The 26,237-nt window shown below is 63.1% G+C and carries 25 protein-coding genes; 18 read left to right on the top strand and 7 right to left on the bottom strand.

The genetic code is table 11. The annotated features are described in order from the left end of the window. Positions 1-39 precede the first annotated feature (39 nt). Together AAC029_RS11170 and AAC029_RS11165 are read left to right on the top strand one after the other, a co-directional pair. Positions 40-1,632: a serine hydrolase domain-containing protein gene (locus AAC029_RS11170; RefSeq protein WP_339747609.1), complete on the top strand. Its 1,593-nt coding sequence runs from the start codon at positions 40-42 to the stop codon at positions 1,630-1,632. Positions 1,633-1,749: 117 nt separating this feature from the next. Beyond that, positions 1,750-2,733 carry an acetyl-CoA carboxylase carboxyltransferase subunit alpha gene (locus AAC029_RS11165; protein ID WP_339747607.1) on the top strand — a complete coding sequence of 328 codons (984 nt, stop codon included), beginning with the start codon at positions 1,750-1,752 and terminating at the stop codon, positions 2,731-2,733. Between the two features lie 34 nt (positions 2,734-2,767). Here the strand turns inward: AAC029_RS11165 and AAC029_RS11160 are convergent, their stop codons facing one another. The 4 genes from AAC029_RS11160 to secA form a co-directional block, all read right to left on the bottom strand. Continuing rightward, entirely contained in the window at positions 2,768-3,859 is a 1,092-nt protein-coding gene (locus AAC029_RS11160; protein WP_339747605.1) for a PepSY-associated TM helix domain-containing protein, read from the bottom strand. Positions 3,860-3,891: 32 nt separating this feature from the next. Beyond that, positions 3,892-6,033 (bottom strand): TonB-dependent receptor, encoded by a 2,142-nt coding sequence (locus AAC029_RS11155; protein ID WP_339747603.1) that lies wholly within the window; start codon positions 6,031-6,033, stop codon positions 3,892-3,894. Between the two features lie 239 nt (positions 6,034-6,272). After that, positions 6,273-6,764 carry a GNAT family N-acetyltransferase gene (locus tag AAC029_RS11150; RefSeq protein ID WP_339747601.1) on the bottom strand — a complete coding sequence of 164 codons (492 nt, stop codon included), beginning with the start codon at positions 6,762-6,764 and terminating at the stop codon, positions 6,273-6,275. Beyond that, positions 6,730-9,600, bottom strand: coding sequence for a preprotein translocase subunit SecA (gene secA / locus AAC029_RS11145; protein WP_339747599.1), 2,871 nt, complete (start codon positions 9,598-9,600; stop codon positions 6,730-6,732). The genes AAC029_RS11150 and secA overlap by 35 nt, the downstream gene beginning before the upstream one ends. Before the next feature lie 184 nt (positions 9,601-9,784). Between secA and AAC029_RS11140 the strand changes: the two genes are divergently transcribed. From AAC029_RS11140 to AAC029_RS11130, 3 genes are read left to right on the top strand one after another with little or no spacing between them, the layout of a single operon-like run. Further along, on the top strand, positions 9,785-10,774 hold the full coding sequence (locus tag AAC029_RS11140; protein WP_339747597.1) for a peptidylprolyl isomerase: 990 nt from the start codon (positions 9,785-9,787) through the stop codon (positions 10,772-10,774). A gap of 50 nt (positions 10,775-10,824) precedes the next feature. Continuing rightward, a complete protein-coding gene (gene mutT, locus AAC029_RS11135) occupies positions 10,825-11,241 on the top strand; it encodes an 8-oxo-dGTP diphosphatase MutT (RefSeq protein WP_339747594.1) in 417 nt (138 codons plus the stop codon). Beyond that, on the top strand, positions 11,241-11,399 hold the full coding sequence (locus tag AAC029_RS11130) for a Flp family type IVb pilin (RefSeq protein WP_339747592.1): 159 nt from the start codon (positions 11,241-11,243) through the stop codon (positions 11,397-11,399). The genes mutT and AAC029_RS11130 overlap by 1 nt, the downstream gene beginning before the upstream one ends. Here the strand turns inward: AAC029_RS11130 and AAC029_RS11125 are convergent. Further along, positions 11,396-12,313 (bottom strand): methyltransferase domain-containing protein, encoded by a 918-nt coding sequence (locus AAC029_RS11125; protein ID WP_339747589.1) that lies wholly within the window; start codon positions 12,311-12,313, stop codon positions 11,396-11,398. The two genes, AAC029_RS11130 and AAC029_RS11125, sit on opposite strands and share 4 nt — an antisense overlap. Before the next feature lie 44 nt (positions 12,314-12,357). Between AAC029_RS11125 and AAC029_RS11120 the strand changes: the two genes are divergently transcribed. The 4 genes from AAC029_RS11120 to AAC029_RS11105 are packed head-to-tail and all read left to right on the top strand — an operon-like array spanning position 12,358 to position 14,642. Continuing rightward, positions 12,358-13,104 (top strand): ComF family protein, encoded by a 747-nt coding sequence (locus AAC029_RS11120; RefSeq protein ID WP_339747587.1) that lies wholly within the window; start codon positions 12,358-12,360, stop codon positions 13,102-13,104. A 19-nt stretch (positions 13,105-13,123) separates the two neighbouring features. Then, positions 13,124-13,384 (top strand): glutaredoxin 3, encoded by a 261-nt coding sequence (gene grxC, locus AAC029_RS11115; RefSeq protein WP_339747585.1) that lies wholly within the window; start codon positions 13,124-13,126, stop codon positions 13,382-13,384. Continuing rightward, on the top strand, positions 13,381-14,223 hold the full coding sequence (locus tag AAC029_RS11110) for a carbon-nitrogen hydrolase family protein (protein WP_339747582.1): 843 nt from the start codon (positions 13,381-13,383) through the stop codon (positions 14,221-14,223). Before grxC ends, AAC029_RS11110 begins: the two co-directional genes overlap by 4 nt. Next, positions 14,220-14,642, top strand: a complete 423-nt coding sequence (locus AAC029_RS11105) for a DUF1178 family protein (RefSeq protein WP_339747579.1) — start codon at positions 14,220-14,222, stop codon at positions 14,640-14,642. The genes AAC029_RS11110 and AAC029_RS11105 overlap by 4 nt, the downstream gene beginning before the upstream one ends. Positions 14,643-14,658: 16 nt before the next feature. Here AAC029_RS11105 and ubiG read toward each other — a convergent pair whose 3' ends face one another. Then, a complete protein-coding gene (ubiG, locus tag AAC029_RS11100; RefSeq protein WP_339747577.1) occupies positions 14,659-15,423 on the bottom strand; it encodes a bifunctional 2-polyprenyl-6-hydroxyphenol methylase/3-demethylubiquinol 3-O-methyltransferase UbiG in 765 nt (254 codons plus the stop codon). 207 nt (positions 15,424-15,630) lie between these two features. Between ubiG and AAC029_RS11095 the strand changes: the two genes are divergently transcribed. The 6 genes from AAC029_RS11095 (at position 15,631) to AAC029_RS11070 (ending at position 22,783) form a co-directional block, all read left to right on the top strand. Continuing rightward, a complete protein-coding gene (locus AAC029_RS11095; protein ID WP_339747574.1) occupies positions 15,631-16,854 on the top strand; it encodes an aspartate kinase in 1,224 nt (407 codons plus the stop codon). 50 nt (positions 16,855-16,904) lie between these two features. Next, positions 16,905-19,145: a phosphoenolpyruvate--protein phosphotransferase gene (ptsP, locus tag AAC029_RS11090; RefSeq protein ID WP_339747572.1), complete on the top strand. Its 2,241-nt coding sequence runs from the start codon at positions 16,905-16,907 to the stop codon at positions 19,143-19,145. A gap of 85 nt (positions 19,146-19,230) precedes the next feature. Further along, entirely contained in the window at positions 19,231-20,076 is an 846-nt protein-coding gene (locus AAC029_RS11085) for a helix-turn-helix domain-containing protein (protein ID WP_339747570.1), read from the top strand. 84 nt (positions 20,077-20,160) lie between these two features. Further along, positions 20,161-21,321: a flavodoxin-dependent (E)-4-hydroxy-3-methylbut-2-enyl-diphosphate synthase gene (gene ispG, locus AAC029_RS11080; RefSeq protein WP_339747567.1), complete on the top strand. Its 1,161-nt coding sequence runs from the start codon at positions 20,161-20,163 to the stop codon at positions 21,319-21,321. Next, positions 21,318-21,668, top strand: coding sequence for an ArsC/Spx/MgsR family protein (locus AAC029_RS11075; RefSeq protein WP_339747565.1), 351 nt, complete (start codon positions 21,318-21,320; stop codon positions 21,666-21,668). Before ispG ends, AAC029_RS11075 begins: the two co-directional genes overlap by 4 nt. After that, a complete protein-coding gene (locus AAC029_RS11070) occupies positions 21,665-22,783 on the top strand; it encodes a beta-eliminating lyase-related protein (protein WP_339747563.1) in 1,119 nt (372 codons plus the stop codon). Before AAC029_RS11075 ends, AAC029_RS11070 begins: the two co-directional genes overlap by 4 nt. On the opposite strand, the gene AAC029_RS11065 is transcribed toward AAC029_RS11070, so the two are convergent. Then, complete coding sequence (locus AAC029_RS11065) at positions 22,752-23,852, bottom strand: PDZ domain-containing protein (RefSeq protein ID WP_339747560.1); 1,101 nt, start codon at positions 23,850-23,852, stop codon at positions 22,752-22,754. The two genes, AAC029_RS11070 and AAC029_RS11065, sit on opposite strands and share 32 nt — an antisense overlap. Before the next feature lie 67 nt (positions 23,853-23,919). Between AAC029_RS11065 and AAC029_RS11060 the strand changes: the two genes are divergently transcribed. The 3 genes from AAC029_RS11060 to prfA all read left to right on the top strand — a co-directional run bounded on the left by AAC029_RS11060 (position 23,920) and on the right by prfA (position 26,153). Next, positions 23,920-24,501, top strand: coding sequence for a TIGR00730 family Rossman fold protein (locus tag AAC029_RS11060; protein ID WP_339747558.1), 582 nt, complete (start codon positions 23,920-23,922; stop codon positions 24,499-24,501). 109 nt (positions 24,502-24,610) lie between these two features. Next, the gene (locus AAC029_RS11055) at positions 24,611-25,027 is read left to right on the top strand and encodes an MAPEG family protein (protein WP_339747556.1); all 417 of its coding nucleotides are present in this window, start codon (positions 24,611-24,613) and stop codon (positions 25,025-25,027) included. Positions 25,028-25,085: 58 nt separating this feature from the next. Further along, on the top strand, positions 25,086-26,153 hold the full coding sequence (gene prfA / locus AAC029_RS11050) for a peptide chain release factor 1 (protein WP_339747554.1): 1,068 nt from the start codon (positions 25,086-25,088) through the stop codon (positions 26,151-26,153). Positions 26,154-26,237 lie beyond the last annotated feature (84 nt).

Genomic DNA, 26,237 nt, shown 5'->3' with positions numbered 1-26,237 from the left:
GGCAATATGCGACATTCGAGACAACCACTGGCGGGCCTGATGGCCCTGGTGCTCCTCTCCGGGCCCGTGCACGCGCAATCGATCGATGCGGGCGCGGACCTGGCCGGGAGCTTGCAGGCCGTTTGCGACACCTATGTCACCAACCCCGCGACCAGCGCCGGGCTCAGCCTCGCCGTGCAGCGGGCCGGGGAACCGCCGGTTCTGCTGCAATGCGGCCTCGCCGATATCGCTTCCGGGCGTGCGATTGAGGCCGGCACGGTGTTCCATCTCGCATCGCTCACCAAGCAATTCGTCGCGCTTGAGGCCCTGATCCTGCGGGACCGCGGCGTGCTGGATCTCGATGCGCCGGTCGACGTCTATACCGGTCCGATTGCCCGCACCGATGTTCCGACAATCCGGCAGATGCTGCATCATATGAGCGGCTTCTATGAGCATTGGGCTCAGTCCAGGCTGGTGGATGTTCCGACCGAGACGCTGGCAGAGGTCACGGCCCTGATCACGGCACAGGACAGCTCTAATTTCGAGCCCGGCAGCAATTTCGCCTACACAAATGCCAATTACGTCCTCCTGACCGATGTGCTGCAGCGGATTGACGGTCGCTCCCTGCCGCAAATGCTGGGTGAGGATGTGTTCGCGCCGCTCGGCATGACCGGGGCCGGGTTCCCGGTCGCGGACCCTGACGGCTTTCACAGCCGCGCCATCGGCTATTCCGGTCCAGCCGACGCGCCGGAGGCCGTCGATTACGTCTTTTCCGACATTCTCGGCGATGGCGGGCTCTATGCCTCGGCACCCGAATTGCTGCTCTGGCTGGCCGAATTGCGCGATCAGAGCCTAGGCCAGTTCACAGCCGAGCGAACCGAAAGCGGCCATCTGCCCAATGGCGCCGATACGCATTACGGGCTGGGCCTGCACGTCTCACCCGTCGATGGCGATGTTCTGGTCCATCATGGCGGCGGCAATCGCGGCGCCTCAAGCTGGATAGGTTATCTGCCTGGCGGCGACGTCAGCATCGTGGTGCTGGCCAATAGCGACAGCCTGAATGCCGAGCAGATCGGCTTCGATATCCTGGCGGCGGTCACGGCCCAGCAGGTGAATTTCGCATCCCTGCCGGCCCCATCACCGCCGCTGGCGGACGTCGCAGGCCTCTATGCCGGCGCGTTCAATGGCGATGCAATTCTGTTGCAAGTCATTGCTGACGCCGACCGGCTTCTGATCGGCGTTCCCGGCGGCGAACCCCGTCAATACCTGCCGGTCGAATCCGGCGCGCATTACAGATCGGACCTGCCCGATCTTGAGGTGAGGGTTGGCCTGTCGGGCGATCTCAACTTCTTCTATCTCGGCCGCCCGTTTGAGCAACTCTATCGCATCGAACCGCGAGCTGGTGCGGTGGAAGGATTCACCGGCCGTTGGCGATCGCCCAGCCTGCCGGGCCGGGACTGGCTGATCGAGCCGGCGGAGGACGGGCTGCAACTGTCCGGCGGCGCTGCAGCGCCCGTGCGCCTGGAGCCCGTGGTCCCAGGCGTCTGGCTGGACCGCGCCAGTTCGACCTATCTCTGGCTCGACGCCGACGCGCGGCTCGTCCTGACCCGGAGCGGAATCCGGGCAATCACCCTGATGCGTGCCGGGGACTGATGGTGTGCCATGAGCGCGCGCCTGCCGCTGCCTGCTGACAGTATTGCGGACTTGTGACGCCCGGCGCGGCTGGTTAGGTTCACGGCCTTCATAAACGTCCACAGGCGTTCAACGGGCATGTCCGATCCTACGCGTACCTATCTCGATTTCGAACGGCCGCTGGCCGAGCTGGAAGCCAAGATCGAAGAGCTCGAAACGCTCTCCGGCACGGGCGGCGGCGATGCGCCAGATATGGCCGAAGAGACAGCGAAACTGCGCCTGAAGGCCTCCGAACAGCTGGCTACCCTGTATGGCAAGCTCGATCCGTGGCGCAAGACCCAGGTTGCGCGCCATCCCGAACGGCCGCATTTTCGCGATTACCGTAAGGCGCTGATCGAGGATTTCGAAGAGTTGTGCGGCGATCGGCGATTCTCTGAAGACGCGGCGATTGTCGGTGGTCTCGGCCGTTTCCGTGGCCGCTCCGTGGTCGTGATCGGCCATGAGAAGGGCCATGATACCGAAAGCCGCCTGCACCATAATTTCGGCATGGCCCGGCCCGAGGGCTATCGCAAGGCGATCCGCCTCATGGATCTGGCCGAGAAATTCAAACTCCCCGTCCTCACTTTTGTTGATACGGCCGGCGCTTATCCCGGTCTTGGCGCTGAAGAGCGCGGCCAAGCCGAGGCGATTGCCCGCTCGACCGAACGCTGCCTGACGCTCGGCACGCCGCTGATCTCGGTGATTACCGGTGAAGGCGGCTCCGGCGGCGCAGTCGCGCTGGCGAGCGCCAATGTCGTGATGATGCTCGAGCATTCCGTCTATTCGGTGATCTCGCCGGAAGGCTGCGCCTCGATCCTGTGGAAGGATCAGGCCAAGGCCAAGGATGCCGCCGTGGCGATGAAAATCACCGCGCCAGACCTGTTGGCCTTCAAGATTATCGACGAAATCATCCCCGAGCCAATCGGCGGCGCCCATCGCCATCCTGAGGAAACCATGGCCGCGGTTGGCAATGCCATCGAAGCCAATATGGCCAAGCTGGACGGTCTGTCGTCCAAGGAATTGCGCCAAAAACGCCGCGAGCGCTTCCTCGCCATCGGCCGCACCACGGGCGGCGCGTTCTAGCTTCGCACACGGTTTCGATTTCAGCGGCAATCGGCTATCGGGTGCGCCACTCTCGCGCCGAAGCGGTCCGCAAACGCCGGAAAGCCCCTACCCGTTTGACCAAAAACGCGTAGCAACCCAGCGCGCCCAGAGCGAAGAGCGCCAGGCCTGTCAGTGCGGTGAGCATGTCGTAAAGCCGCGCGGCGAGGCCGGTGCCGATGCGGGCCGCGTGGAGTGGGTAAAAGCCGTTATAGACCTGATCACTACGCGGAGCGGTGCGGGCATCGCTGACGGCGAGAAGCCTTTGGCTGGCCGGATCGAAGCTGACAGAGCTGCGTCCATTGGGATGCCATTCGCCTGGTTGGCGCAGCCGGACGCTGGCTTCGCTCCTTGAGCCGCGGGGCCAGACGGCGAACCGGATCCGGGCTTGCGGAAATTGCGCCTGCGCCTGCGTCAGAGCCGTCGTCCAGTCCAGATCACCCGGCCCGGCGGCCAGGGTGGCGGGGGCGGTAGTGGCCGCGCTCGTTTGTGGTCCGTTCAAAACCGACAGGACAGCGCGCGTCTGCTCCGAAAACACCATGCCGGCCCCGGAGATGGCGAACCACAACAGCGGCACGGCCGCCATCAGGCCAAGATTGCGGTGGCTGGCGAGGAGTTCACGGCGCTGGGGCGTGCGTGGCCAGATGCGCAAGCCTTGCATCCGGCGTGCGGGCCAAAGGGCGATCAGTCCGGTGATGGTCAACAACACTGCGGCCAGGCCGGCAATGCCGGTCACGATCTCACCGGTTTCGCCGACCAGCAGGTGATGGTGCAGGTCGAACAGCCAGACTTCTGGCCGGCCATTGCCGGCCCAGGGCACGACAAGTTCACCGGCGCCATCGAGATAGGCGCCGCCGCCCGATTTCAGTCTCACCTCTGTCAGGCCAAAGCCGGTATCGGCAAAGCGGATAGAGAGGATCGCCCCGGCTCCGAATGTCGCTTCTGCGCGTTCGGCGATCTGGCCGAGCGTTGCGGGATCGGCGGGCACTTCGATGCGGGCTGGTGGGAAGCTGGCGCGCAGATAGTCATCCTCGAACACCAGCAAGGCCCCGCTGAGACCGAGAATGGCGAGCAGGAGGCTGAGGACGGCGCCGGCCCAGGCATGCACCGTCCTCAGTGTCGCAATGAGGCGTAGCGGTCTCAGAACTCGGTCCTCAACGAGAGCGTCATCAGCCGCGGGTCGCCCGGGTAGAGGCGCGTGTCATTGGTGCCGCCGGTGAAGTAGGTCTCGTCGGTCAGATTTTCGATATTGAGGGCAAGCCGATACCGGTCGGTCTCGAAATAGACCGCCGTGTCGAAGCGCGTGTAGGCGGGCAGGGCGACCTGGCTCGACGCGCTCGCATTGGTGACGCGTTCGGATTCGTAATTGACGCCGAGCGAGACCCCGACGGTCCCGCCCATCACCGATTGCGGGTAATTATAGCGGGTCCACGCGAAGGCGTCATGCACCGGCGCGAATGCATTGCGGGCGCCGATGAGCGCCGTTCTCGGGCTCTCCGAGACGATCGAGTCGACATAGGCATAGCCGAGCCGGAACTGCCAGTTGCGCACCGGCAGGGCCTGGAGTTCGGCCTCGACGCCGCGGCTTTCCAAGGCACCGATCAGGGCCCAGTCGCCATTGAGATCGCGCTCGAGAATATTGGTTTTCTCGATCTCAAACCCGGCGAAGGTGAAATTGACCCGTTCGTCCCACAACGAGGCCTTCACGCCGATTTCGCGCTGGGTGCCGCGTTCGGATTCGAAGGTGGAGCCGTCGGCGGCGCGACGTTCGATGGAGTTGGGATTGAAGGATTGGGAATAGCTCGCATACAGCGACAGCCGGTCCGTCGCCCGGTAGACGATCCCGCCCTGGGGCAGGAAGCTTTCGCTGCTCTGGGTATCGGAGAAGCCGCTGACCTGTTCGGTAAAGTCGACATCCTGGCGGTCATAACGCGCGCCGATCATGACCGAGACCGGCTCGCTGATCTCGATCATGTCCTGAAGATAGACGCCGTAATTCCACAAATCGGTGACGCGATCGCTGCCAGCGGTGATCGCGGAGGGGGTGCCGATGCCATGTTGGGGGGCGAACACCGAAATATCCGGCGTGATCGCCGAGCCGAAGCGGATCCGTTCGAAATCGGATTGTTCGAAGCCGCCATTGAGACCGACCAGCAGGCTGTGTCCGACCGGGCCCGTGTCGAAGTTCCACGCCAGATTGGCGTCGACGAAATGATATTGGCGGCCATTGAGCTGGTGCCGGTCGCGCCGCCGCAGCGTCGCGTCGAGCGGATCTGGCGCGTCATTGACGCGATTGTTTTCGAAGATCTTGCGTTCGTCCTCGTGGAAGACGCTGCGGTAATTGACGCGAATCCGCAGATCCGCCGAGAGGTCGTAATCGAGTCGGGCGAAGGCGACGAGGCCTTCATCATTGTCGAAATCACCGTCTTCCTGATAGCGCACATTGATCGGCGCGGTCAGCGTGATGTCGTTATTGACGGCCACCAGCCCGTCATCGGCGTCGCCCTCTTCATTGGCATATTCCAGCCCGACCGTGACGAGCGCATCGGGCGTCATCTGCCAGGACAGGGAGGGGAAGATGTAGAGATTGTCGTAGCCGACGCCGTCGCGGAAGGAGTCGATATGCTCGGCGCTGACGATCAGACGATAGAGCCAGCGCTCATCGGTGGTCAGCGGGCCTGTCGAATCCCAAGTGGCTGTGGCGCCGTTATTGGTACCGAAGGATGATGAGTCCGAGGCATAGCTCTGCAGGGTCAGGTTAAGCGTGTCGGCGCGCTCTGCTTGTGGCCGGCGCGTCACGATATTGATCAGACCGCCCGGCTCCATCAGGCCATAGAGTACCGAGGCGGGGCCTTTGAGCACCTCGACGCGCTCGATATTGGCCGTGGTCGGTGAACCGAAGCGCGAGGCCAGACCGGGCAGGCCATCAACCTGCACATTCTGCAGATCCGAAGGCAGGCCACGCAAGGAGAAGCTGTTGGCATTGGTGCCCGACTGGCTCAGGCCGAGTGTGTAGGGGTAGGCGTCGGAGAGGGTTTCCGAGCGCAAATCCTCGAGGAAAGCCTGGTTGAGGATGGAGACGCTGAGCGGCGTGTCGAACAGGTCTTGGCCGGTCTTGGTCGCTGTCTCCGACAGTCTGATATACGGCGTCTGATGCCCGGTGACGACAATCAGGTCGATGGGGTCGGAAGGCGTTTCGGTTGTGTCTTGCGCGTAAATTGCGGCCGGCGCGAGGACAAGCGCGGCGCTACAGGCCAGGGCCTGTCTGAATGTCGTGATCATCGGATCCCCCTACTTCATGAATGAGAAGCATTCTCATAATGGTCGGGGCGCGGGTGTCAATCGACAATGCGACTTATTCGCATAAACTTGCAGTCGGGCGGTTGAACCCAAATTTCATGGAGCCGTGCTTGTCCCCGTTCATGCCGGGTCGTGGTAAAATCACAGATCAGTCAGGCCGGAAAGCAGAGGGTGAAATAGTCGTCATAGTAGTAGAAGGGCAAATCCAGATTCTGCGAAAATTATGACAACGCGACCTCAAGCCAAGGCAGCTCCCGCCCCGGAAATACCTTCGAGGCCCGCATCTCGACCCGCCGGGCGCCCATGTGCAGATAGGCGGGCTCGGCGTCAGGGTCCGACAGGATCGTCATCACCGGCAAGCCCAGCGCCTTCAATTGCGACTTGGCGTGCTCAAACAGCTTTCGCCCGGCTCCGGTGCCGATCACGTCTGGCTCAATGAACAGCAAATCGAGCGAGCCGCCATGTCCGGACGGGTCGATTTGACAGACCCCCAGCACCGCGCCATCGGGTGTTTCGGCTACGGTCGCATGGCCCGCGCGGATCGCGTCATCTGTCACGCGAAGATAGGGCCCGACCGCGGCCATGAAGGCGGCGTCATAGCCCCAATGGGCCTTTGAGCGCAGGCACAGAGCGGACAGCGCCTGCGCCTCGCCCAAACGGGCAGGGCGCAGGCGGATCTCAGACCTGGGTGTCGCGCGGGGCAATGGCGCCATGGCATTGCTTGTATTTCTTGCCCGACCCACAAGGGCAGGCGCTGTTGCGCGCAACCCGCCCCCAGGTTTCCGGCCGATTGGGATCAACCGGCTCGGAAGTGCGGCGCTGGGTCGGCGACGTCCGTGATGCGACGGGGGGCGCGTCGGGCTCGCCCATCTCATTGCGGCCGGTGCGCGGGTCAATATGGCTGGCGGTGACGTCCTGCGGCACTTGCGGCGGTGCCGGCGCACGCTCGAAACGGATCAGCATCAACTGCTTGGTCACTTCGACGCGCAGGCTGTCCATCATCTTCTCGAACAGGGCGAAAGCCTCGGTCTTGAACTCGTTGAGTGGATCGCGCTGGGCGTAACTGCGCAGACCGATCATCGAGCGCATCGCGTCGAGATTTTGCAGATGCTCGCGCCAATTCTGGTCGATCGCCTGCAGCAGGAAGGATTTCTCGATCCGGCGCATCAGTTCGGAGCCGCCATTGGCGGCCTTTTCGGCGAAGGCTCGGTCTGCGGCGTCGACAACACGCTCGAGGATTTCCTCGTCGGCGATGCCCTCTTCCTGGGCCCAATCGGCGACAGGCAGCTCGAGGCCAAAGACTTCGCGCACTTCCGTGGCCAAGCCCTCAACATCCCACTGGTCAGCATAGACTTTCGGCGGGATATGCGTGGTGACGAGGTCTTCGGCGGTCTGGTGGCGCATATCCTTGACGACGTCGGCGACATCGGTTGCGGTCATGAAATCGATGCGCTGCTCGAACACGGCCTTGCGCTGATCATTCATCACGTCATCATATTTGAGGACGTTCTTGCGGATGTCGAAATTGCGCTGCTCGACCTTTTTCTGCGAGGTTTCCAGCGCCTTGGACATCCAGGGGTGCATGATCGCCTCGCCCTCTTTCAGCCCGAGGGTTTTCATGATCCCGTCGAGGCGTTCAGGTGCGAAGATGCGCAGCAGATCGTCCTGTACGGAAATGTAGAATTTCGACCGGCCCGGATCGCCCTGGCGACCGGTACGTCCGCGCAGCTGATTGTCGATGCGGCGGCTTTCATGGCGTTCCGTGCCGAGCACATACAGACCGCCGGCCTTGAGCGCGATTTCACGCTTGGCGGCAATGTCGGCGGCGATGACGGTTTTCTGGGCCGCGATGGCCGCTTCGTCCGGCTCGACGCCCTTTTCAGCCTGTTCGGCCATCCATTGCATCATGCGCATATCGGCATTGCCGCCGAGCTGGATGTCAGTCCCGCGGCCGGCCATGTTGGTGGCGATGGTGATCGCGCCTGGCACACCGGCCTCGGCGACGATCAGGGCTTCCTGTTCGTGATAGCGCGCGTTGAGCACATGGTGCTTGAGCGGGATCAGTTTCAGCATTTCCTTGAGCGGACGGGCCTCGGGGCGGCCGGACTTCTTGAACGCCTCGATCTCGGCATCATCCTTGGGATAGAGATGGCCAAGCGTGTCGCGGAAGGTCTTTTTGTCGCTGAGCATTTTTGACAATTGCTCGGATTTTTCGATCGACACGGTGCCGACCAGAACCGGCTGACCGCGTTCCTGGCAATCAACCAGATCGTCGACAATCGCCGCATACTTGTCGATCAGCGTGCGGAAGACTTCGTCTTCATTATCGGCCCGGGCGATTGGGCGATTGGTCGGGATCTCGACCACCGCCAACTCATAAATCGAATAGAATTCGTCGGCTTCGGTCGCGGCAGTACCGGTCATGCCGGCAAGCTTTTTGTAGAGGCGGAAATAATTCTGGAAGGTGACGGAGGCCAGAGTCTGGTTCTCCGGCTGGATATGCGCGCCTTCCTTGGCCTCGATGGCCTGGTGCAGCCCGTCCGACAGGCGGCGACCCTGCATCATGCGGCCGGTGAATTCATCGATCAGCAGAACCTCGGCGTCCTTGACGATGTAGTCCTTGTCGATGTGGAAGATCTTGTGGGCCTTCAGGGCCTGGTTGACGTGATGCACGATCGAGACATTCTCGATGTCGTACAGATCGCCTTCCTTCAGCAAGTCGTTCTCACGCAGCAGGCGCTCGATCTCTTCATTGCCCTCTTCGGTCAACAGGATGGAGCGGGCCTTCTCGTCGATCTCATAACAGTCTTCGGCCAATTGCGGGATCAGCGCGTCGATCGTCTTGTAGAATTCGGTACGGTCTTCGGTGCGGCCCGAGATGATCAGCGGCGTACGCGCTTCGTCGATCAGGATTGAATCGACTTCGTCGACGAGGGCATAGGCATGGCCGCGCTGGACCATTTCCTCGATCGTGTATTTCATATTGTCGCGCAAATAATCGAAGCCGAGTTCGTTATTGGTCGCATAGGTGACGTCGCACGCATAGGCGGCGCGGCGCTCCGCGTCGGTCTTGCCGTGGGAGATGACGCCGGTCGTCATGCCCAATTGCGCGAAAACCAGGCCCATCCATTCCGAATCCCGCGTCGCGAGATAATCATTGACGGTCACAACATGCACGCCGGTGCCCGGCAGAGCGTTGAGATAGCAGGGCAGGGTGGCGACGAGCGTCTTGCCCTCACCGGTCTTCATCTCGGCGATGGCGCTGTCATTGAGCACGATGCCGCCCATCAGCTGGACGTCATAGGGGCGCAGACCAATCGCCCGGTCGGCCGCTTCGCGAACCGCCGCAAAAGCTTCCGGCAGCAGATCATTGAGCTTGGCGCCCTGTTCGAGGCGCGCCCGGAACTCTGCGGTTTTGCCTTTCAGGGCCTCATCAGAGAGCGCCTTGTATTCGGCTTCAAGTGCGTTGATTTGATCGACAATCGGCTTCATGCGGCGCAGTTTGCGACCGGTTTCGGTTCCGAATATCTTGCGGGCAAGTGAGAGCATGGTGTCTGGCTTTGCGAACAACGGTTGGGCTAGCAAGTGCGCAAGGGCCAGATCAATGGACCGGCGCAGGCGCTGGCATTGCTTTTAAACGTCTGGCTGACTTAAGGATGGGGACATTCAGTGTCAATCAAGCCGCGCGGCAGGCTCTGCGTCCGCACGGCCCGGCAAGGTGAAGATAGTGTCGATGAAACGTCTATTTGCAGTCGGCTTGGTGCTAGCCATGCTTGCCGGATGCGGCCCTGAACCGCGGCGGACAGCCGCCGATATTGCCGCCTCCGGAGCGACGCTGACATTGGACGCGCGCGATCCCGTGATGGCGCGGGTCGATGGCACCGTGATCCGGCGCTCCGATGTTGAGCGCGAGGCTGCGAGCCAGGTCGAAGGCAGCGAAACCGCGCCCGCCGCGCCGGGCACAGACGCATTCGCGGCGGTGCTCAATGATTTGATCGATCAGCGGCTGCTGGCGATGGAAGCGCGTCGGCGCGGCCTCGACCAGTCTGAGGAAGCCCAGCGGCGCCTCGCCCTCGCCCAGGAGCGCATTCTGGGCAATGTGCTGGTCGAGACGGCCCTCGCCGATGCGGTCAATGAGGAAACGATCGAGCGGATTTATCAGGAGCAGGTGCAATTAATCCCGCTCGGCGAGGAAGTTCGCGCCCGCCATATTCTGGTCGATACCCGTGAGGAGGCTGAGGCGATCAAGGCTTTGGTCGATGCTGGCGGCGATTTTTCGGCGCTCGCGGTCCGCATGAGCCTGGACCCGGCCACGCGGCTGCAGGGCGGCGATTTGGGCTATTTTTCCCGTGAGGGCGTGCTGCCGGCGTTTGGCGCTGTGGCGTTCAACACCGGCGAAGGGGAAACGTCTGAGCCATTCCAGACCGAGTTTGGCTGGCATATCCTGCAGGTGGTTGATCGCCGGCGCGAACCGCCACCTTCGCTTGAGACGCTACGGCCCAATATCGTGCGCTTTTATACTTTCGACCAGCTGGAGAGCCTGATTGACGGGCTGCGTCAGCAGGCTGTGATAGAGCGGATACCGTTGCCCGATGCTGCTCTCACATTGGCACCTGCAAGTGGTGACGTGACCGGCGCTGCTGGCGATCCTGATGGTCCAGCCGCGCAAACGGGAGAGCCGCCGGCCGATCCGCCAGCGGCGCCAGCCGCCGATCCGGGCTAAGGCCTGTTTAATCGCTTTCCTGCACCTGCCCTTAACGGAGTTTGTTCATAATGGCTGAATCTGGCCCCAAACCGGTCCTTTATGTCGCTGCTTGTGCCTTGCTTGATTCGGATGGCCGCATCCTGATCGCCAAGCGACCCGAGGGAAAGCCGATGGCGGGTCTTTGGGAATTCCCCGGTGGCAAGATCGAGCCGGGCGAGACACCGGAGCAGGCTGTGGTTCGCGAATTGCGTGAAGAGCTGAGTGTCGAACCGTGCGAACGGTGTCTGGACCCTTTTGCCTTCGTCTCGCACCCCTATCCGGACTTCCACCTCGTGATGCCGCTTTTTCTGTGCCGCACCTGGGACGGATTTCCCCAGCCCAATGAAGGTCAGCAGCTCGCTTGGGTGCGCAAGGAAAAGCTGCGCGATTATCGCATGCCGGCCGCGGATATTTCGCTGGCCTCCGAGTTGAGGGATCGCCTGTGATGTCGATGCTGAACCATTTCGTTCGTGACCAAAGCGGTGCCACCGCCATCGAGTACGGTATGATTGCCGCGGCGATGGCGACGGTCATTCTTGGCCTGTGGGCGACGTTCGGCCCCGCCATGACCCGGCTGTACCAGGATGTCACCGGCGCGCTCTAGCGCCCGGCTTTCTCACCCGCAGATTTTTCCGTCACACCCAGCGCATCGGCCAGTCTGACGGTTGCCGAACCGGGCCGTTTCGCGACCGGCTGATCGGGATGCGGGGCCCAGCCGGCGGCGTGGACGATCTCGAAGCTGGCGCGGATGCGCCCGTCCGGATCGGAAAAACGCGCCGCATAAATCTCCGCCATCCGCACGAACAGCGCCCGTGTCGCCGGAGTGCGCGGACGGTCGGCGAGAATGCTGGTCTCGCCCATGCCGCGCAGATCGGCCATCAGGGCGAAGGCATTGTCATAGCGCACCGTGACACGGTCGATATCGGCAACGGGCATGGTGAAGCCGGCGCGTTGCAGCAGGGCTGCAATGTCGAATGTGCCGGCCAAGGGCGACACCCGCGCATGGGCGCCGCCGGTCAGTTCGGCTTCGGCTGCCATCAGGCATTGGCGCAATTCGGTCAGGCTATTGCCGCCCAACAGCGCCGCCGCGAAAAACCCGTCCGGCTTCAGAACTCGGCGGATTTGTACCAGCACGCCGGGCAGGTCGTTGGTCCAGTGCAGGCCGAGCGGCGCCATGATGAGATCGAGGCTGGCATCGGCGAAGGGCAGGCGTTCCTCGTCGAGCGCCAGGGCGGCGCCTTCAAGTCGGCTCGCCACGGCGGGCGCCAAATCGCTCTGCGCGATCCAAGCGGTCTTGCTGCCGGCATGGCGTTGGCGCACTTCGTCGAGCAGGCCGGGCCCACCGCCGAGGATCAGGGCGCTATCGAAATCGCGCATCACACCCTCGACGCGGTCGCAAATATCGTCGAATGCCCGTTGCACGAGAAAATTGTATGACTGTATGATGCTCGCCACACGATTGCGGCGTTGGCGCAACAGGCCTCGATCGAACAATTGCGGGGGCAGGTCAGGCGACATGCTGCCGATATGCCTTTTGCGGCGCGCCAAGGAAAGGGGGCGATGTGAGCAAGCACGTTCTGAGCGCACTCGCCGATGCGATCTGGCCGCCGGTCTGCCCGGTGCGCGGTGTGCCGGTCGATGTCAGCGGCCGGCTTGATGCGAGCGTCTGGCAAGGGCTGGAATTTCTCGATGCGCCCTGGTGCGAATGTTGTGGCTTGCCCTTTCCCTATCCATCCGGTCTCGGCGCCGAGGTCGGAATTTTGTGTGCGACCTGCATTGCCCGGCCACCCAAATTCGACCGGGCGCGGGCGCCGCTGGCCTATGGCGACGCCTCGCGGGCGCTGGTGTTGGGTTTCAAGAATGGCGGCCGGCGCGAGATGATCGGGCAATTTGCCCGCTGGATGGCACGCGCTGGCGAGGACTGTCTTGAGGGTGCTGATTATATTTTGCCGGTGCCGCTGCACTGGCGCCGCCTGTTGGCGCGGCGCTATAATCAATCGGCACTGCTGGGGGAGGCCCTCTCGCGCCAGACCGGCATTCCGATGCAGGCCAGCTGGCTGTTGCGGGCGCGGGCAACACCAAGCCAGGCCGGCAAGAGCGTGTTGTCGCGGCGGCGCAATATGGCCGGCGCTTTCCGGATAGCCCCCGGCCACAGGCTTGATGGATGCCATGTCGTTCTGGTCGACGATGTGTTCACAACCGGTGCCACCGCGTCGGCCTGTGCGCGGCAGTTACGGCGTGCCGGCGCTGCCCTTGTGAATGTTGTAACACTCTGCCGTGTTGTACGCGCCAGCGATCCCACTATGTAAGGGGTGAAGGAGTACATGAATGGCTAACGTAACGATCTATACCCGACCGATGTGCGGCTATTGCGCCCGCGCGGTCTCGCTGCTGAAATCGAAGAAGGTCGCATTCGAGGAAATCGATGCCGGTTTTGACCAGAAAAAGCGCGAGGAAATGGTCCAGCGCTCCAAGGGCGGCCGCACCTTCCCGCAGATCTTCATCGGCAAGGACCATGTCGGCGGCTGCGACCAGCTGATGGCGCTCGAGCGTTCCGGCAAGCTGGACGGGATGCTCGGTCTGAAATGAGCAAAATCGCCACAGCCCTGATCCAGATGCGGTCCGGTATCGATCCGGCCGTCAATCTGGCTGTGGCGAGCGATCTGATCCGCCGGGCTGCCGCCCAGGGCGCGATGTTGATCGCGACACCGGAGACGACGCATCTGGTGCAAAAAGATGCCGACCAGGCTTTCGCCGTGATGCGAACGCCGGAGGAGGATCCGGCGATCCCGGCATTTTCCGCTTTGGCCAAGGAACTGGGCATCACGCTTCTGATCGGCTCGCTGGCGGTCAAACTGGCCGAACGCCGGGCCGCCAACCGGTCCTTCCTGTTTGCGCCGGACGGGCAATTGCTCGCGACCTATGACAAGGCCCACATGTTCGATGTCGGGCTCGGGCAGGGCGAGACCTATCGCGAATCCGCCAATTACCAGGCCGGTGACCGTCTGGTCGTCGCCGATACCGGCGGCGCACGGCTGGGTCTGTCGATCTGTTACGATGTCCGCTTCGCCTATCTTTACCGCCGTCTGGCCCAGGCCGGCGCGCAAATCCTCACCGTCCCTGCCGCCTTCACCCGGCCCACCGGCCGGGCCCATTGGGAAATCCTGCTCAGAGCCCGGGCGATCGAGACCGGCTCCTGGGTGATTGCACCGGCCCAGGCGGGGCTGCACGAGGATGGTCGCCGCACCTGGGGTCATTCGATGATTGTCGATCCCTGGGGCGCGGTGACGGGCGTGCTCGATCATGACGAGCCGGGCATTTTGCTGGCCCAGCTCGACATGGACAGGGTCGCTGATGCCCGCTCGCGTATTCCGGCTTTGCTGCACGACCGCAAGCTGGGCGGGCCGGACGAAGTGATCCTGCGATGATCCGCTATGCGCTTGTCTGTGATGGCAGCCATGAGTTTGAGGCCTGGTTTTCAAACTCCGCGGCCTTTGATGAGCAAAACCAGCGCGACCTCGTCGAGTGCCCGCAATGCGGATCGACTGGTGTTCGCAAGGCGGTGATGTCACCGGCCGTCGCGACGTCGCGCAAACGCGAGGCAACGCCGGAATCCAAGCTCAAGGCGATGGCGGCGCAGGTGAAGGCGCATATTCGCAGCAATTACGATTATGTCGGCGGAGATTTCGCGGCCGAGGCGCGCGCCATTCATGCCGGCGACAAGCCGGAACGGCTGATTTATGGCGAGACCTCACCGGCGGAAGGCGAGGCCTTGCGCGATGAGGGCGTGCCGGTCGCCCCCTTGCCTGACGCATTGGCCCCGACGCCGCCGAAAAAAGCGAACTGACCGAGATTTTCCGGCGTCAGGCCTGCGGCTTCTGCGCCACCACCATATAATTCACACTGCTATCCTCGCCCAAGGTCCATTGATCATTGAGCGGGTTATAGCTGACCCCGATCGGAGGGTTGGTCTCCATGCCGCCCTCGTGCAGCGCGGCGGCGAGTTCGCTTGGCTGCACCAGCTTGTGGAAGCGGTGGGTGCCGCGCGGCAGCCAGCCCATCACCCATTCGGCGCCGACAATCGCCAGTGCGAAGGCTTTCGAGGTCCGGTTGATGGTGGCGCAGATCATCAGCCCGCCCGGTTTGACCAGGGCGGAACAGTCGACCAGGAAAGTATGGGGATTGGCGACATGCTCCATCACTTCCAGATTGAGCACGACGTCGAAGGGCGGTTCGCCGGCCTCGATCAATTGCTCGGCGACGCCGTGGCGATAATCGATCTCGAGACCCTGTTCGGCCGCATGCACCGAGGCGGTCTTCACATTGGCTTCCGCCGCATCGACGCCGGTCACCGCCGCGCCAAGCCGGGCCATCGGCTCGGATGCCAACCCGCCGCCGCAACCGATATCGAGGACCCGCAGGCCCTCGAACGGACGCTCCCCGGACAGGCCGAAATGGCTGCAGATGGTGTCGCGGATGAAGGCCAGCCGGATCGGATTGAATTTGTGCAACGGTTTGAACTTGGAGTCCGGATCCCACCAATCGGCAGCGATGCGCGAAAACTTTTCGACTTCCGCCGGATCGACGGACGGGCGGGACAGGGTTTCCGGTGCGGACGTGCTGGTCATGCCTGTTCTCCTGATGCGCGTAATCGCGCGATATTGCGTTCGGGCGTTGCGTACAGGGCTGCGTCCAAGTAGGAAACCGCGATAGCACGGCGCAGGCCATCCGCGATATCCTGACAGCCATATTATGGCCCTACCGGACGGGCTAATCGAGCCGGGTGCGGCGTTTTGAACAGCCGCGGCTTTTGAACTGAACGAGGGACAGCCGGAATGACACGCGTCGTTGCGAAATTTGGCGGCACTTCGGTCGGTACGATCGAGCGGATCCGTCATGCGGCCGGCCTCATCGCCGATGCGGTCGCACGCGGCGATACGCTGGCTGTCGTGGTTTCGGCGATGGCGGGCGAGACGGATCGACTGCTGGGCTTGGCCGGCGAGTTCGGCGCCGGGCTGGGCGATGCGGAGACCGATGTCGCGCTAGCGGCCGGCGAACAGGTCGCGGCGGCCCTGATGGCGCTGGCGCTGCGCGAACGCGGGCTTGAAGCGCGCTCCTTCATGGGCTGGCAGGCGCCGGTCTTCACCGACGGACCACCCGGCGCGGCCCGGATCGCCGGCATGGAGGCCTCAGCCTTTGAAGCGGCGATGGCCGCGGGCGTCGTGCCGGTGCTGGCCGGCTATCAGGGTATTGCCGAGGATGGTTGCCTGCGCACGCTGGGCCGTGGCGGCACCGACCTCTCTGCCGCCGCCTTGGCCGCAGCGCTCGGCGCGCGGTGTGATATCTATACCGATGTCGATGGCGTCTATACCGCCGACCCCCGCATCGAACCGGGCGCCCGCCGGCTCGATGCGATCAGTCATGACGAGATGCTGGAACTGGCCGCCCAGGGCGCCAAGGTATTGCAGGCCCGCTCGGTGGAATTCGCCAAATCGCGCCATGTGCCGATGCGGGTCTTGTCGAGCTTCCTGGCCGCCGGCCAAAGCCGCGGCACTGATATCGTCGCCGACCGGGATATCGCCGAGCGCCGTGTCGTTTCCGGCGTCGCCTACGCCCGCGACCAGGCGCGGATCGCCGTGCTGGGCGCTGCGCCGCAATCGGGCTTCGCGAGCCAGACTTTCGCGCTCTTGTCTGATGCCGGAATCGGTGTCGACATGATCGTTCAGGCGCATGGGCGCGAGCCGGATACGGTCAATCTGGAATTTTCAGTTGCGCACCGGGACCTCAATCGGGCCCAATCGGCCTTGGAGCGCGGACTGCCGGGACTTCGGATCAGTTCGGAAACCGGATTGGCGAAAGTGTCTGTTGTCGGGGCGGGCCTGCGCCAGCGCGCCGATGTGGCCCGCTCGCTGTTTGGCGTTTTGGCTGAGAGCGGGATTGCCGTAAAAGTTCTGGCGACCTCCGAGATCAAGATCTCGGCCTTGATAGACAATGATGCTGTCGAGCGCGCCGTGCGCGCCCTGCATGCGGCCTATGGCCTGGACCAGATAGGGAATTAATGGAAGCGACACCGCCAACGATACGGGATCCGCGCCGATTGCTCAGGCGCATGCGCGAGCTTATGGCGACGCGCGAAAACGCCCAGGACCGGCTCGACCATCTCACTACGCTGATCGCAGAAGATGCGGGCTGGGATGTGTGCTCGATCTATCTGGCGCGGCGGTCCAGTGCGTTGGAATTATGCGCGACGCACGGGCTGAAAGCCGAGGCCGTCCACCATACCCGCCTGCAGCCGGGCGAAGGTCTGGTTGGCCTGGTGGCGCGGCGTGCGCGCCCCTTCGCGGCATCCGATGCTCGCGCCCACCCGGCTTTCTCCTTCAAGCCGGAAACCGGCGAGGAGCCGTTCAACACCTTTGTCGGCGTTCCGATCCTGCGTGGCGGCCGTCTGGTCGGTGTTCTGACGGCCCAGTCCGCAGAGCAGCGCCAGGTTGGCGAGGACGAGATCGATTCCCTGCAGACCGTGGCCATGGTGCTGGCCGAGATCGTTGCCTCCGGTGATATCGTCGATTCCGAGGAAATGGCCGGACTCGATGTACGCCAGTCCAAGCCGGAGCGGTTGACGGGCGGCGCTTTTTCCGGCGGCCTCGCCAAGGGGGTCGCGGTCCTGTTCGAGCCGCATGTCGGCTCTGACCGGCTGATTTCCGAGGACGCGGCAGGCGAAGAGGCCCGGCTCGACGCCGCGATCGATGGCTTGCGATCATCGATCGACAACATGCTGACAAGCGGGCGAGTACCTTTCGGTGGTCCAACGCGTGATGTGCTGCAGGCTTACCGCATGTTTGCGCACGATCGCGGCTGGCTGGAACGGCTGCGCGAAGCTGTCCGGCTCGGTTTGACCGCAGAAGCCGCCATTGAACGCGTCCGCAATGAAAACCGGGCCCGGCTGATGAAGGCCGCCGATCTCACCTTCCGCGAACGCCTGCACGATCTGGAAGATTTGGCCAATCGCCTGCTGCGTCATCTCGACGGCCATGCGGCGCCACAGCTCGATCTGCCCGACAATGCGATCCTGATCGCGCGCAATATTGGCCCAGCCGAACTGCTTGATTTTGACCGCACAAAACTGCTGGGCGTCGCGTTGGAGGAAGGCTCTGCATCCTCTCACGCCGCCATCGTTGCCAAAGCGCTTGGCATTCCGCTGGTCGGCCGTCTCGATGGCGCGCTCGACCGCGCCGAGACTGGTGATCCGGTGATCCTCGACGCCGAATTCGGCGTGCTGCATATCCGTCCGCCCGCCGATGTGGTTGAGGCCTATGACGAACGTCTGCAGGCCCTGTCGGTTCGCCGGCTCGCCTACGCGGAGCAACGTGGACCGACGGTGACGCTGGATGGTGAACGCATTGGCCTGCACGTCAATGCCGGCCTGCTGGTTGAGCTGAGCCAGCTTGAGCAGACCGGCGCCGACGGGGTCGGGCTGTTCCGGACCGAATTCCAGTTCATGGTCGCCGACACCTTGCCGCGCCTCGATGCCCAAGCCTTCGTCTACCGGTCGGTGCTCGATGCGGCCAAGGGCAAGCCGGTCGTATTCCGTACCCTGGATCTGGGCGGCGACAAGGTGGCGCCGTTCGCGCCCTCCATGGTCGAGCCCAATCCGGCGCTGGGCTGGCGCGCTATCCGCATGGGCCTCGATCGGCCCGGCCTGCTGCGTTACCAGTTGCGCGCCCTGATCCAGGCCGCTGCCGATCGGCCCTTGCACGTGATGTTCCCGATGATTTCCGCGCCATGGGAAATGCGTGCGGCGCGCACAATGCTGGAACGGGAGCTGCAGCATGCCGAGCACAATCACCATCCCGTGCCCTCAGAGGTCAAGATCGGACTGATGCTGGAAACGCCGGGCATTGCCTGGGCTATCGAACACGTCATCGATGCCGTCGACTTCGTTTCGGTCGGTGCTAATGATCTGATGCAGTATTTCTTTGCCGCCGACCGGCAAAATTCCCGTGTCTCGGATCGGTACGATGTGTTGTCACCGGCGGCGCTCGGGCTGTTCCAGCAGATCCACAAAGCCTGCGCCAAACACGATGTTCCCGTCTCGGTCTGTGGCGAGATCGCCGCCAAGCCGCTCGAGGCTGCAGTCCTGATAGGGCTTGGTTACCGAAGTCTTTCCATGGCTGCGGCCAATGTCGGTCCGATCCGGAAAATGATCTCCGGCCTCGATGCGTCCAAGCTTGGCACCTGGCTTGCTAGCCGTATGGATAGCCCGGCCGACAGCTTGAGACCGCTCCTGCTGAAAGCCGGTGCCGATGCCGGATTGCCCGGCGAGGCTGTTGAAAACGGGCGCAGAATTTGATCTTATGGTAAGTGGTGGTGTGGGATAGCCCATTCACCGTGCCTGAGTGAGGATGCGGCTCCCGGGTGGGGATGGGTTTAAGGTCATGTCGAGTCAAACGAGGATGGCGGGTTTCGTGCCGGTAGATTCTGTGTTTTCCGAGAATGGTGCCAGCTATGTGCAGTATTCCGCTGGGGACCGCCTGCGTGAGGCGCGCGCCAAGGCAGGACTGACGCTCGACTCCGCCTCAGCCCGCACCCGAATTCGCCGCGACTATCTGGAAGCCCTCGAAACCATGGACACACGAGGCCTGCCGGCCCGTGCCTATGCGCTGGGCTATCTGCGTACCTATGCCGGTTTCCTTGGCATTGAACCGGTCGGTATTGTCGATCAATTCAAGCGCGAAGTTGATACCGAAACCGGCCGCGCCGTACCGTCAGCTGGAGCCAAAACGCGCGATCCGATCAAATTGCCACGCGGCGTGTTTGGGGCGCTGCTGATCCTTGTCAGCGTGGCGTCGGTGGCCTGGTGGTATTCCGAGCAGGCGCCGTCTTTCGGCGCGATTGCCAATTTGCCGTCACCGCCGGATGCGGCCCCGGAATGGGCCCGCGCTGATTTCCAGCCGGAATTGCGGGCTGCGGATATCGGATCGATCTGGACCGGTGTGCCGCTTGGCGATGCCGCAGCAGGCGAGCGGCTGACGCTGCGCGCGACCGCGCCGACTTCGCTGGAAGTCCAGGACGCTTCCGGGCGCATCCTGTATTCGCGCAGTCTCGTCGTGGGCGATATCTATCAAACGCGAGAAGACGGGCTGACATTTTCGGCCTCTGATGCCGGGGCGATTCAGCTGGAGCGTGGCGGCGTCGATCTCGGCACGCTCGGGCTTGCCGGCATCCCGGTGGAGAATATCGCTGTCGCCAGCGCCGAGCCCGCTGCGGGCGAGCTGGAATAAATCACCGCAGCGCCTCGCAAGCCTGCCGCAATCTCGCTATATCGGACACTCATGCTGACGCGCGACGCGTTACCGGAGTCCGCCATGTCTGCCATTATCCCTGACCGTGCCGTTGATCCGCGCTCCGTTCGCCCATGGCGGATGATCGAGCGTCGCAAGAGCCGCACGATCCGGGTCGGCCGGCTGGACATCGGCGGTGACGCCCCGATCAGCGTTCAGACCATGACCAATACGCTGACCTCCGACGCCAGTGCGACGATCGGTCAGATCCGGCGCTGCGAGGAGGCCGGGGTCGATATCGTGCGGGTGTCATGCCCTGACGAAGCCTCGACGGCGGCGCTGAAGACCATCGTGCGGGCTTCCAGCATGCCCCTGATCGCCGACATTCATTTTCACTATAAGCGCGGCATTGAGGCGGCCAAGGCCGGCGCGGCCTGTCTGCGGATCAATCCGGGCAATATCGGCTCGATGGACCGGGTCCGTGACGTGGTGCAGGCGGCGCGCGATTATGGCTGCGCCATCCGGATCGGCGTCAATGCCGGTTCGCTCGAAAAGCATTTGCTGGAAAAATACGGTGAGCCTTGCCCCGATGCGATGGTCGAGAGCGCACTGGAGCACGCCCGCATTCTCGATGATCTCGACTTCCGCAACTACAAGATCTCGGTCAAATCCTCCGACACCTTCATGACGGTCGCCGCCTATCACCAGCTCTCCGAAGCGACGGATGCACCGCTGCATCTCGGTGTGACCGAGGCCGGCGGCACCCGCATCGGCACGGTGAAATCCTCAATCGGGATCGGCTCGCTCTTGTGGGCCGGGATTGGCGACACGATCCGCGTCTCGCTCTCGGCCGAGCCCGAGGAAGAAGTGAAGGTCGGTTTCGATATTCTCAAATCGCTGGGGCTGCGCACGCGCGGCGTCAATATCATCGCTTGTCCCTCCTGCGCGCGGCAGGGCTTCGACGTTATCCGCACGGTTGAAACCCTGGAGGCCCGGCTGGCGCACATCTCCGAGCCGATCTCGCTCTCGATCATTGGCTGTGTCGTGAACGGGCCGGGCGAAGCACTGATGACCGATCTCGGTTTTACTGGCGGGGGTGCCGGGCGCGGCAAGATGTATGTCTCCGGCAAGCCCGATCACAACGTTACCAATGAAGCGATGGTTGAGCATATCGTCGAGCTGGTCGAGGCGCGCGCCGAGCTTTTGCGCGTCGAGCGCGAAGCGGAAGAGGCGGCGGCGCAATGATCACGCTTTACGGACTGAAAAACTGCGACACATGCAAACTGGCGCTGCGGGAAATCACATCCGCCGGGCTGGAGCATCGCTTCGTCGATATCCGTGACGAGGCCGAGCTGGTGTCGCTGGTTCCGGCTTGGGTGAAACTCGCTGGCGCCAAAGCGCTGCTCAATACGCGCTCGACGACTTGGCGTGGTCTCTCAATTCAGGATCAGCGGCTCGCCGATGCAGAGCCGGCGGCGCTGCTGATTGCCAATCCCACCTTGATCAAGCGGCCAGTGATCACCATCGATGGCAAATTGCATGTCGGCTGGACCCCAGCCGTGCGCGAGGCTGTGCTGGGCGTCGCGGCATGATTGACGAGTCGCTCCGGGCTGGCTGCGAAATCAGTCTCGGCTTCCCGCATCACGGCTCCGAAACGCCGGCGGATCACTTGCGCGCCGTCGCCGATTATATGGATCGCGAGGGGCTCAAGGCCGAGATGTATCTCGGCGGGCCGATGGTCGCGGCGCTGGAGGCCAAAATCGCCGACCTGCTTGGCAAGCCGGCGGCCATGTGGTGCCCCACCGGCACGCTCGCACAGGGGATTGCGGCCCGAATTCATGCCGCGCGGACCGGGCAAGCGTCCATCCAGCTTCATCCGACCTCGCATCTCGAATTGCATGAGGAGCGCGGCTATCATTTCGCGCACGGTCTCGATGCGAGATTGATCGGCAATTGGTCTTCACCGCTCAACGCCGCCGACCTTCAATCCGCTGCCGCCTGCGCCTTCATCGAATTGCCGCAACGCCATAATGGCGGCGCCCTGCCGGCCTGGGCCGAGCTTGAGGCGATCAAAGCGCGTGGCAAGGCGCTCGACCTGCCGCTGCATCTCGACGGTGCGAGGCTGTGGTCGACGCGGCCCTTCTATGATGATCGCGCCTATGCCGAGATTTGCGACGGTTTCGCCTCGGTCTATGTCTCGCTCTACAAGGATATCGGCGCTCTTGGCGGTGCGGTGCTGGCCGGGGAGTCGGCGTTCATTGCCGAGGCACGGCTGTGGCTGGCCCGCTTTGGCGGTCGCCTTGTCTCGCCCGTGCCGATGGTGCCCGACGCGCTGCGCTTCATCGACCGGCGGCTCGAACTTATGCTGGCTTTTGTCGACCGGGCCCGCACCCTGGCGGTGGCCCTGTCCGGGATTGAGGGCATTGCGATCACGCCGGACCCACCTCACGTCAACATGTTGCATCTGCGCCTGCCCTGCGATGCACCGACCGCCGAGCGCGCCCGTGACGAGGCAGCACGGCAGACCGGCGTCTGGCTCGGCAATCGCTTCTGGGCACTGGAAGGCGCATCCGTCTGTTCGCTGGAAATCACGGTCGGTGAAACCTTGCTCGGCCAGCTCGATGCGCGGCTGGTCGATGCGGTCGCGGTGTTGGCCAGCCATGTGGGCAAGGCTGCTATTCGACCAGGGCAAACAACTCCAGCGTAAGGCTCATCGGTTCGCCATTACGGATCAGGCTGACGACCAGCCTGTTGTCTGGCGGTGGTCCATCACAGCCGCGCACATCGAGTGAGCGGCCATTGAAGCCGGTGACGATATCGCCGACTTGCACGCCGGCACGGCTGGCCGGCGTGTTGGCGATGACAGCGCCGACGCGATAGCCCAGCGGATGCGGCTCGAACACCATGCCATGATCGAAATCCGGCTCGAAGGTGATCGGTATTTCTGGGTGATTGCGCACCATGCGCACGCGTTCGGTGGACTGGTCGAACGTCCAGGTGAAATGCCGCATCACCTCGCCGCCGATCAATTCGGTGCCGGGCGTGGATTGTAGAGTCGGCGCGATCAGGCGGTTGGGACCAATGCGGGCATTGAGGCTCGAGCGGGCGCCGGAGCGTTCCTCGACCTCGCGCAGTCGCATCGAGGCCCCGGTTGGGCGCGGGGGTTCGACGGTGTCGTAAAGATCGATCCGGCGCACGGCGAGGCTGGTCATCGCGGCCCCGCTATCGATCAGCATTCGCCGGCGGCGATCGGGGAACTCCACCACCATCCAGGGTCGATAATCGGGCCCGTCGGCATCAAACACGGTGACACCATCGGGCCGGGGCAGACGACCTTCATCGAGGCGCATCTCATCATGTTCGTAGTCGAGCGTCAGCAGGAAATCGCTAAAGGCGCCGAAGGATAAAATCCCGTCGATCGGATGACCGAGGGCGCGCGCAAGATGGTCGAGCTGGCTGACCCGGGCTTGCAAGTGATTGATCGCCACCGCGCCGGATTGCGCGTCATTGATATTGACCCGATCGCGCGCGCCGGGCCGGTTGCCGGTGATGCGCGCGATACTGTCGGGATCGACATAGGAGGTAGAGGCGCCGGTATCGTGCAGGAACCACAGCGTCCGGTCCGCCGCATAGCCGTCGCGCGCCGCCAGTGTGATCGGCACCAGAAAATAGCCGCGGCAGACGAGGGTGGGTACAATAACTGGCTCGGCGGCGCTTGCGGCGCTGCCAATGCTGAGAAAACTTGCGATGACCAGAAATGCGTGATGGATCGACACTCGAGAACTCCGAACCTGCCGGACAGCTTACCCGCCCCGCCCGGCCCGCCAAGGGGAAATGCGCCCGATGAAATCCATCTGCATCTATTGCGGCTCCAATCCCGGGCGCGATCCGGCATTTGTTACCGCAGCACGCGCCGTGGGCAAGCGGCTCGCGGAATCCGGGCTCGACATCGTCTATGGCGGCGGTCAGGTCGGGTTGATGGGCGAGATTGCCGACGCGGCGCTGGAGGCGGGCGGCCGGGTGATTGGCGTGATACCGGAATTTCTCGCCCTCAAAGAAATCGCCCATCTTGAGCTGACCGAACTTTATGTCGTTCAGTCCATGCATGCTCGCAAGGCCAAGATGGCGCACCTCTCCGACGCCTTCATCGCCCTGCCTGGCGGTATCGGCACAATGGAGGAAATGTTCGAGATCTGGACCTGGGGCCAATTGGGCCAGCACCGCAAACCGGTCGGCCTCCTCAATGTGCATGGCTATTACGACGATCTGGTCGCCTTCCTCGACAAGATGGCGGACCAGAACTTCCTCGCCGCTGATCATCGCGACTCGCTGATGGTGGCGAAGCGGATTGATGAGCTGCTGACGGCGTTCCGCGCCTATGAAGCCCCGCCCGGCGATGTCCGACTGAAGACCGCCCAGACCTGATTGCCCCCCCATTCATCGGCGGATGGGGCCGATACAGCACGATATTTTCATCGCATGACAGATCGAAACCGGTCTAATCTCACAGTGAACACTGTGGGGAGCACCAAGCATGTATGAGACCATTTTGACGCCCGTGCTGGCGATGATCGTGTGGACATTGGTGATGTGGCTGTGGATGTATGCCACCCGCATCCCGGCAATGCAGAAGGCCGGCATCAATGCGGCCAAGATGACGTCCAAGAGCGAAATGGACGTGCTGCCGGTCGAAGTTCGCCGGATCGCGGACAATTACAATCACCTGCACGAGCAGCCGACGATTTTCTACGCGCTGGTGGTCTATTGCTATCTGGTTGGCTTGGCAGATCCGTTGATGATTGGGCTCGCTTGGGGCTATGTTGCCCTGCGTGTTTTGCACAGTCTGATCCAGGCTTTGTGGAACTTTATTCCGGTGCGATTCTTCGTCTTCATCTCTTCGAGCATTGTGCTGATCGTGATGTCGGTGAGGGCGGTGATCGCGCTCTTCTAGCGCCGGCAAACAGCCGCGCGGGATTTGCAACGTGTCCGTCAGGTGCTAACCGAGCGCGATGCACACTCCTGCCTCCAGACTCGCGCAAGTCATTGATCGCTTCGACCAGGTCGAGGCGCGCCTTGGCGCTGCCTCCGACTCGACCGAGATCGTCAAGCTCTCCAAGGAGCATGCCGAGCTGCGGCCTGTCGCCGAGAAGGCCAAGGCGCTGCGCGCCGCGCGCACCGAGCTCGACGATCTCGCCGAGATGATGGAGAGCGGCGATGCGGAAATGGCCGATCTGGCGCGTGAAGAATTCTACGAGCTGAAGGAAACCCTGCCCGGGCTCGAGCTGGAAATGAGTCTCTCGCTCCTGCCCAAGGACAAGGATGATGCCGCCAATGCGCTGATCGAAATTCGCGCCGGCACCGGCGGCGACGAGGCGGCCCTGTTCGCCGGCGATCTCTACCGCATGTATGAGCGCTATGCCCAGCTGCAGGGTTGGAGCTGGGAGCTGGCCTCGGCCTCAGACGGTGATCATGGCGGCTATAAGGAAGTCATCGCCTCGATCTCCGGCAATGGCGTGTTCGGGCGATTGAAGTTCGAGAGCGGCGTTCACCGCGTCCAGCGCGTGCCGGCGACGGAAAGCCAGGGCCGTATTCATACCTCTGCCGCGACGGTGGCGATCATGCCGCAACCGGAAGATATCGATATCGAACTCAATATGAGCGAGATTCGCGTCGATACGATGCGCGCCTCGGGCGCTGGCGGCCAGCACGTCAACAAGACCGACAGTGCCGTGCGGATGACGCATTTGCCGACCGGCATCGCGGTCGTCTGCCAGGAAAAGTCCCAGCATCAGAACCGCGCCAAAGCGATCGAATTGCTGAAAGCCAAACTCTACGACATGGAGCGCGAAGCGGCCCATGCCGAACGCGCGGCTGATCGTAAGGGCCAGATCGGATCCGGCGACCGGTCAGAGCGGATCCGCACCTATAATTACCCGCAGGGTCGCGTCTCGGATCACCGCATTAATCTCACCCTCTACAAGCTTGACGAGATCGTCGCTGGAGACGGGCTCGATGAAGTGATCGCCGCCCTGATCGCGGAAGACCAAGCTGCCCGTCTGGCGGCGTTGGAGGATTGAGGCGCTCCGCGTCCCGGTTGACAGGGTTGCGGTGTGACGGTCCCCTGAAATGAAGGTCCTGTGAGACCGGTCGCGGATGGAGAG

Source organism: uncultured Maricaulis sp. (assembly GCF_963975345.1).
Classification (GTDB): domain Bacteria; phylum Pseudomonadota; class Alphaproteobacteria; order Caulobacterales; family Maricaulaceae; genus Maricaulis.
The sequence above is the reverse complement of the archived record's forward strand: the minus strand, read 5'-3'. Positions and strand labels throughout refer to the sequence as shown.

Bases quoted from the DNA above. Each gene is read 5' to 3' on its own strand.
- AAC029_RS11170 (WP_339747609.1), top strand. From the start codon at position 40: ATGGCCCTGGTGCTCCTCTCCGGGCCCGTGCACGCGCAATCGATCGAT.
- AAC029_RS11165 (WP_339747607.1), top strand. From the start codon at position 1,750: ATGTCCGATCCTACGCGTACCTATCTCGATTTCGAACGGCCGCTGGCC.
- AAC029_RS11155 (WP_339747603.1), bottom strand. From the start codon at position 6,033: ATGATCACGACATTCAGACAGGCCCTGGCCTGTAGCGCCGCGCTTGTC.
- AAC029_RS11150 (WP_339747601.1), bottom strand. From the start codon at position 6,764: ATGGCGCCATTGCCCCGCGCGACACCCAGGTCTGAGATCCGCCTGCGC.
- secA (WP_339747599.1), bottom strand. From the start codon at position 9,600: ATGCTCTCACTTGCCCGCAAGATATTCGGAACCGAAACCGGTCGCAAA.
- AAC029_RS11140 (WP_339747597.1), top strand. From the start codon at position 9,785: ATGAAACGTCTATTTGCAGTCGGCTTGGTGCTAGCCATGCTTGCCGGA.
- mutT (WP_339747594.1), top strand. From the start codon at position 10,825: ATGGCTGAATCTGGCCCCAAACCGGTCCTTTATGTCGCTGCTTGTGCC.
- AAC029_RS11130 (WP_339747592.1), top strand. From the start codon at position 11,241: ATGTCGATGCTGAACCATTTCGTTCGTGACCAAAGCGGTGCCACCGCC.
- AAC029_RS11125 (WP_339747589.1), bottom strand. From the start codon at position 12,313: ATGTCGCCTGACCTGCCCCCGCAATTGTTCGATCGAGGCCTGTTGCGC.
- grxC (WP_339747585.1), top strand. From the start codon at position 13,124: ATGGCTAACGTAACGATCTATACCCGACCGATGTGCGGCTATTGCGCC.
- AAC029_RS11110 (WP_339747582.1), top strand. From the start codon at position 13,381: ATGAGCAAAATCGCCACAGCCCTGATCCAGATGCGGTCCGGTATCGAT.
- AAC029_RS11105 (WP_339747579.1), top strand. From the start codon at position 14,220: ATGATCCGCTATGCGCTTGTCTGTGATGGCAGCCATGAGTTTGAGGCC.
- ubiG (WP_339747577.1), bottom strand. From the start codon at position 15,423: ATGACCAGCACGTCCGCACCGGAAACCCTGTCCCGCCCGTCCGTCGAT.
- AAC029_RS11095 (WP_339747574.1), top strand. From the start codon at position 15,631: ATGACACGCGTCGTTGCGAAATTTGGCGGCACTTCGGTCGGTACGATC.
- ptsP (WP_339747572.1), top strand. From the start codon at position 16,905: ATGCGCGAGCTTATGGCGACGCGCGAAAACGCCCAGGACCGGCTCGAC.
- AAC029_RS11085 (WP_339747570.1), top strand. From the start codon at position 19,231: ATGTCGAGTCAAACGAGGATGGCGGGTTTCGTGCCGGTAGATTCTGTG.
- ispG (WP_339747567.1), top strand. From the start codon at position 20,161: ATGTCTGCCATTATCCCTGACCGTGCCGTTGATCCGCGCTCCGTTCGC.
- AAC029_RS11075 (WP_339747565.1), top strand. From the start codon at position 21,318: ATGATCACGCTTTACGGACTGAAAAACTGCGACACATGCAAACTGGCG.
- AAC029_RS11070 (WP_339747563.1), top strand. From the start codon at position 21,665: ATGATTGACGAGTCGCTCCGGGCTGGCTGCGAAATCAGTCTCGGCTTC.
- AAC029_RS11060 (WP_339747558.1), top strand. From the start codon at position 23,920: ATGAAATCCATCTGCATCTATTGCGGCTCCAATCCCGGGCGCGATCCG.
- AAC029_RS11055 (WP_339747556.1), top strand. From the start codon at position 24,611: ATGTATGAGACCATTTTGACGCCCGTGCTGGCGATGATCGTGTGGACA.
- prfA (WP_339747554.1), top strand. From the start codon at position 25,086: ATGCACACTCCTGCCTCCAGACTCGCGCAAGTCATTGATCGCTTCGAC.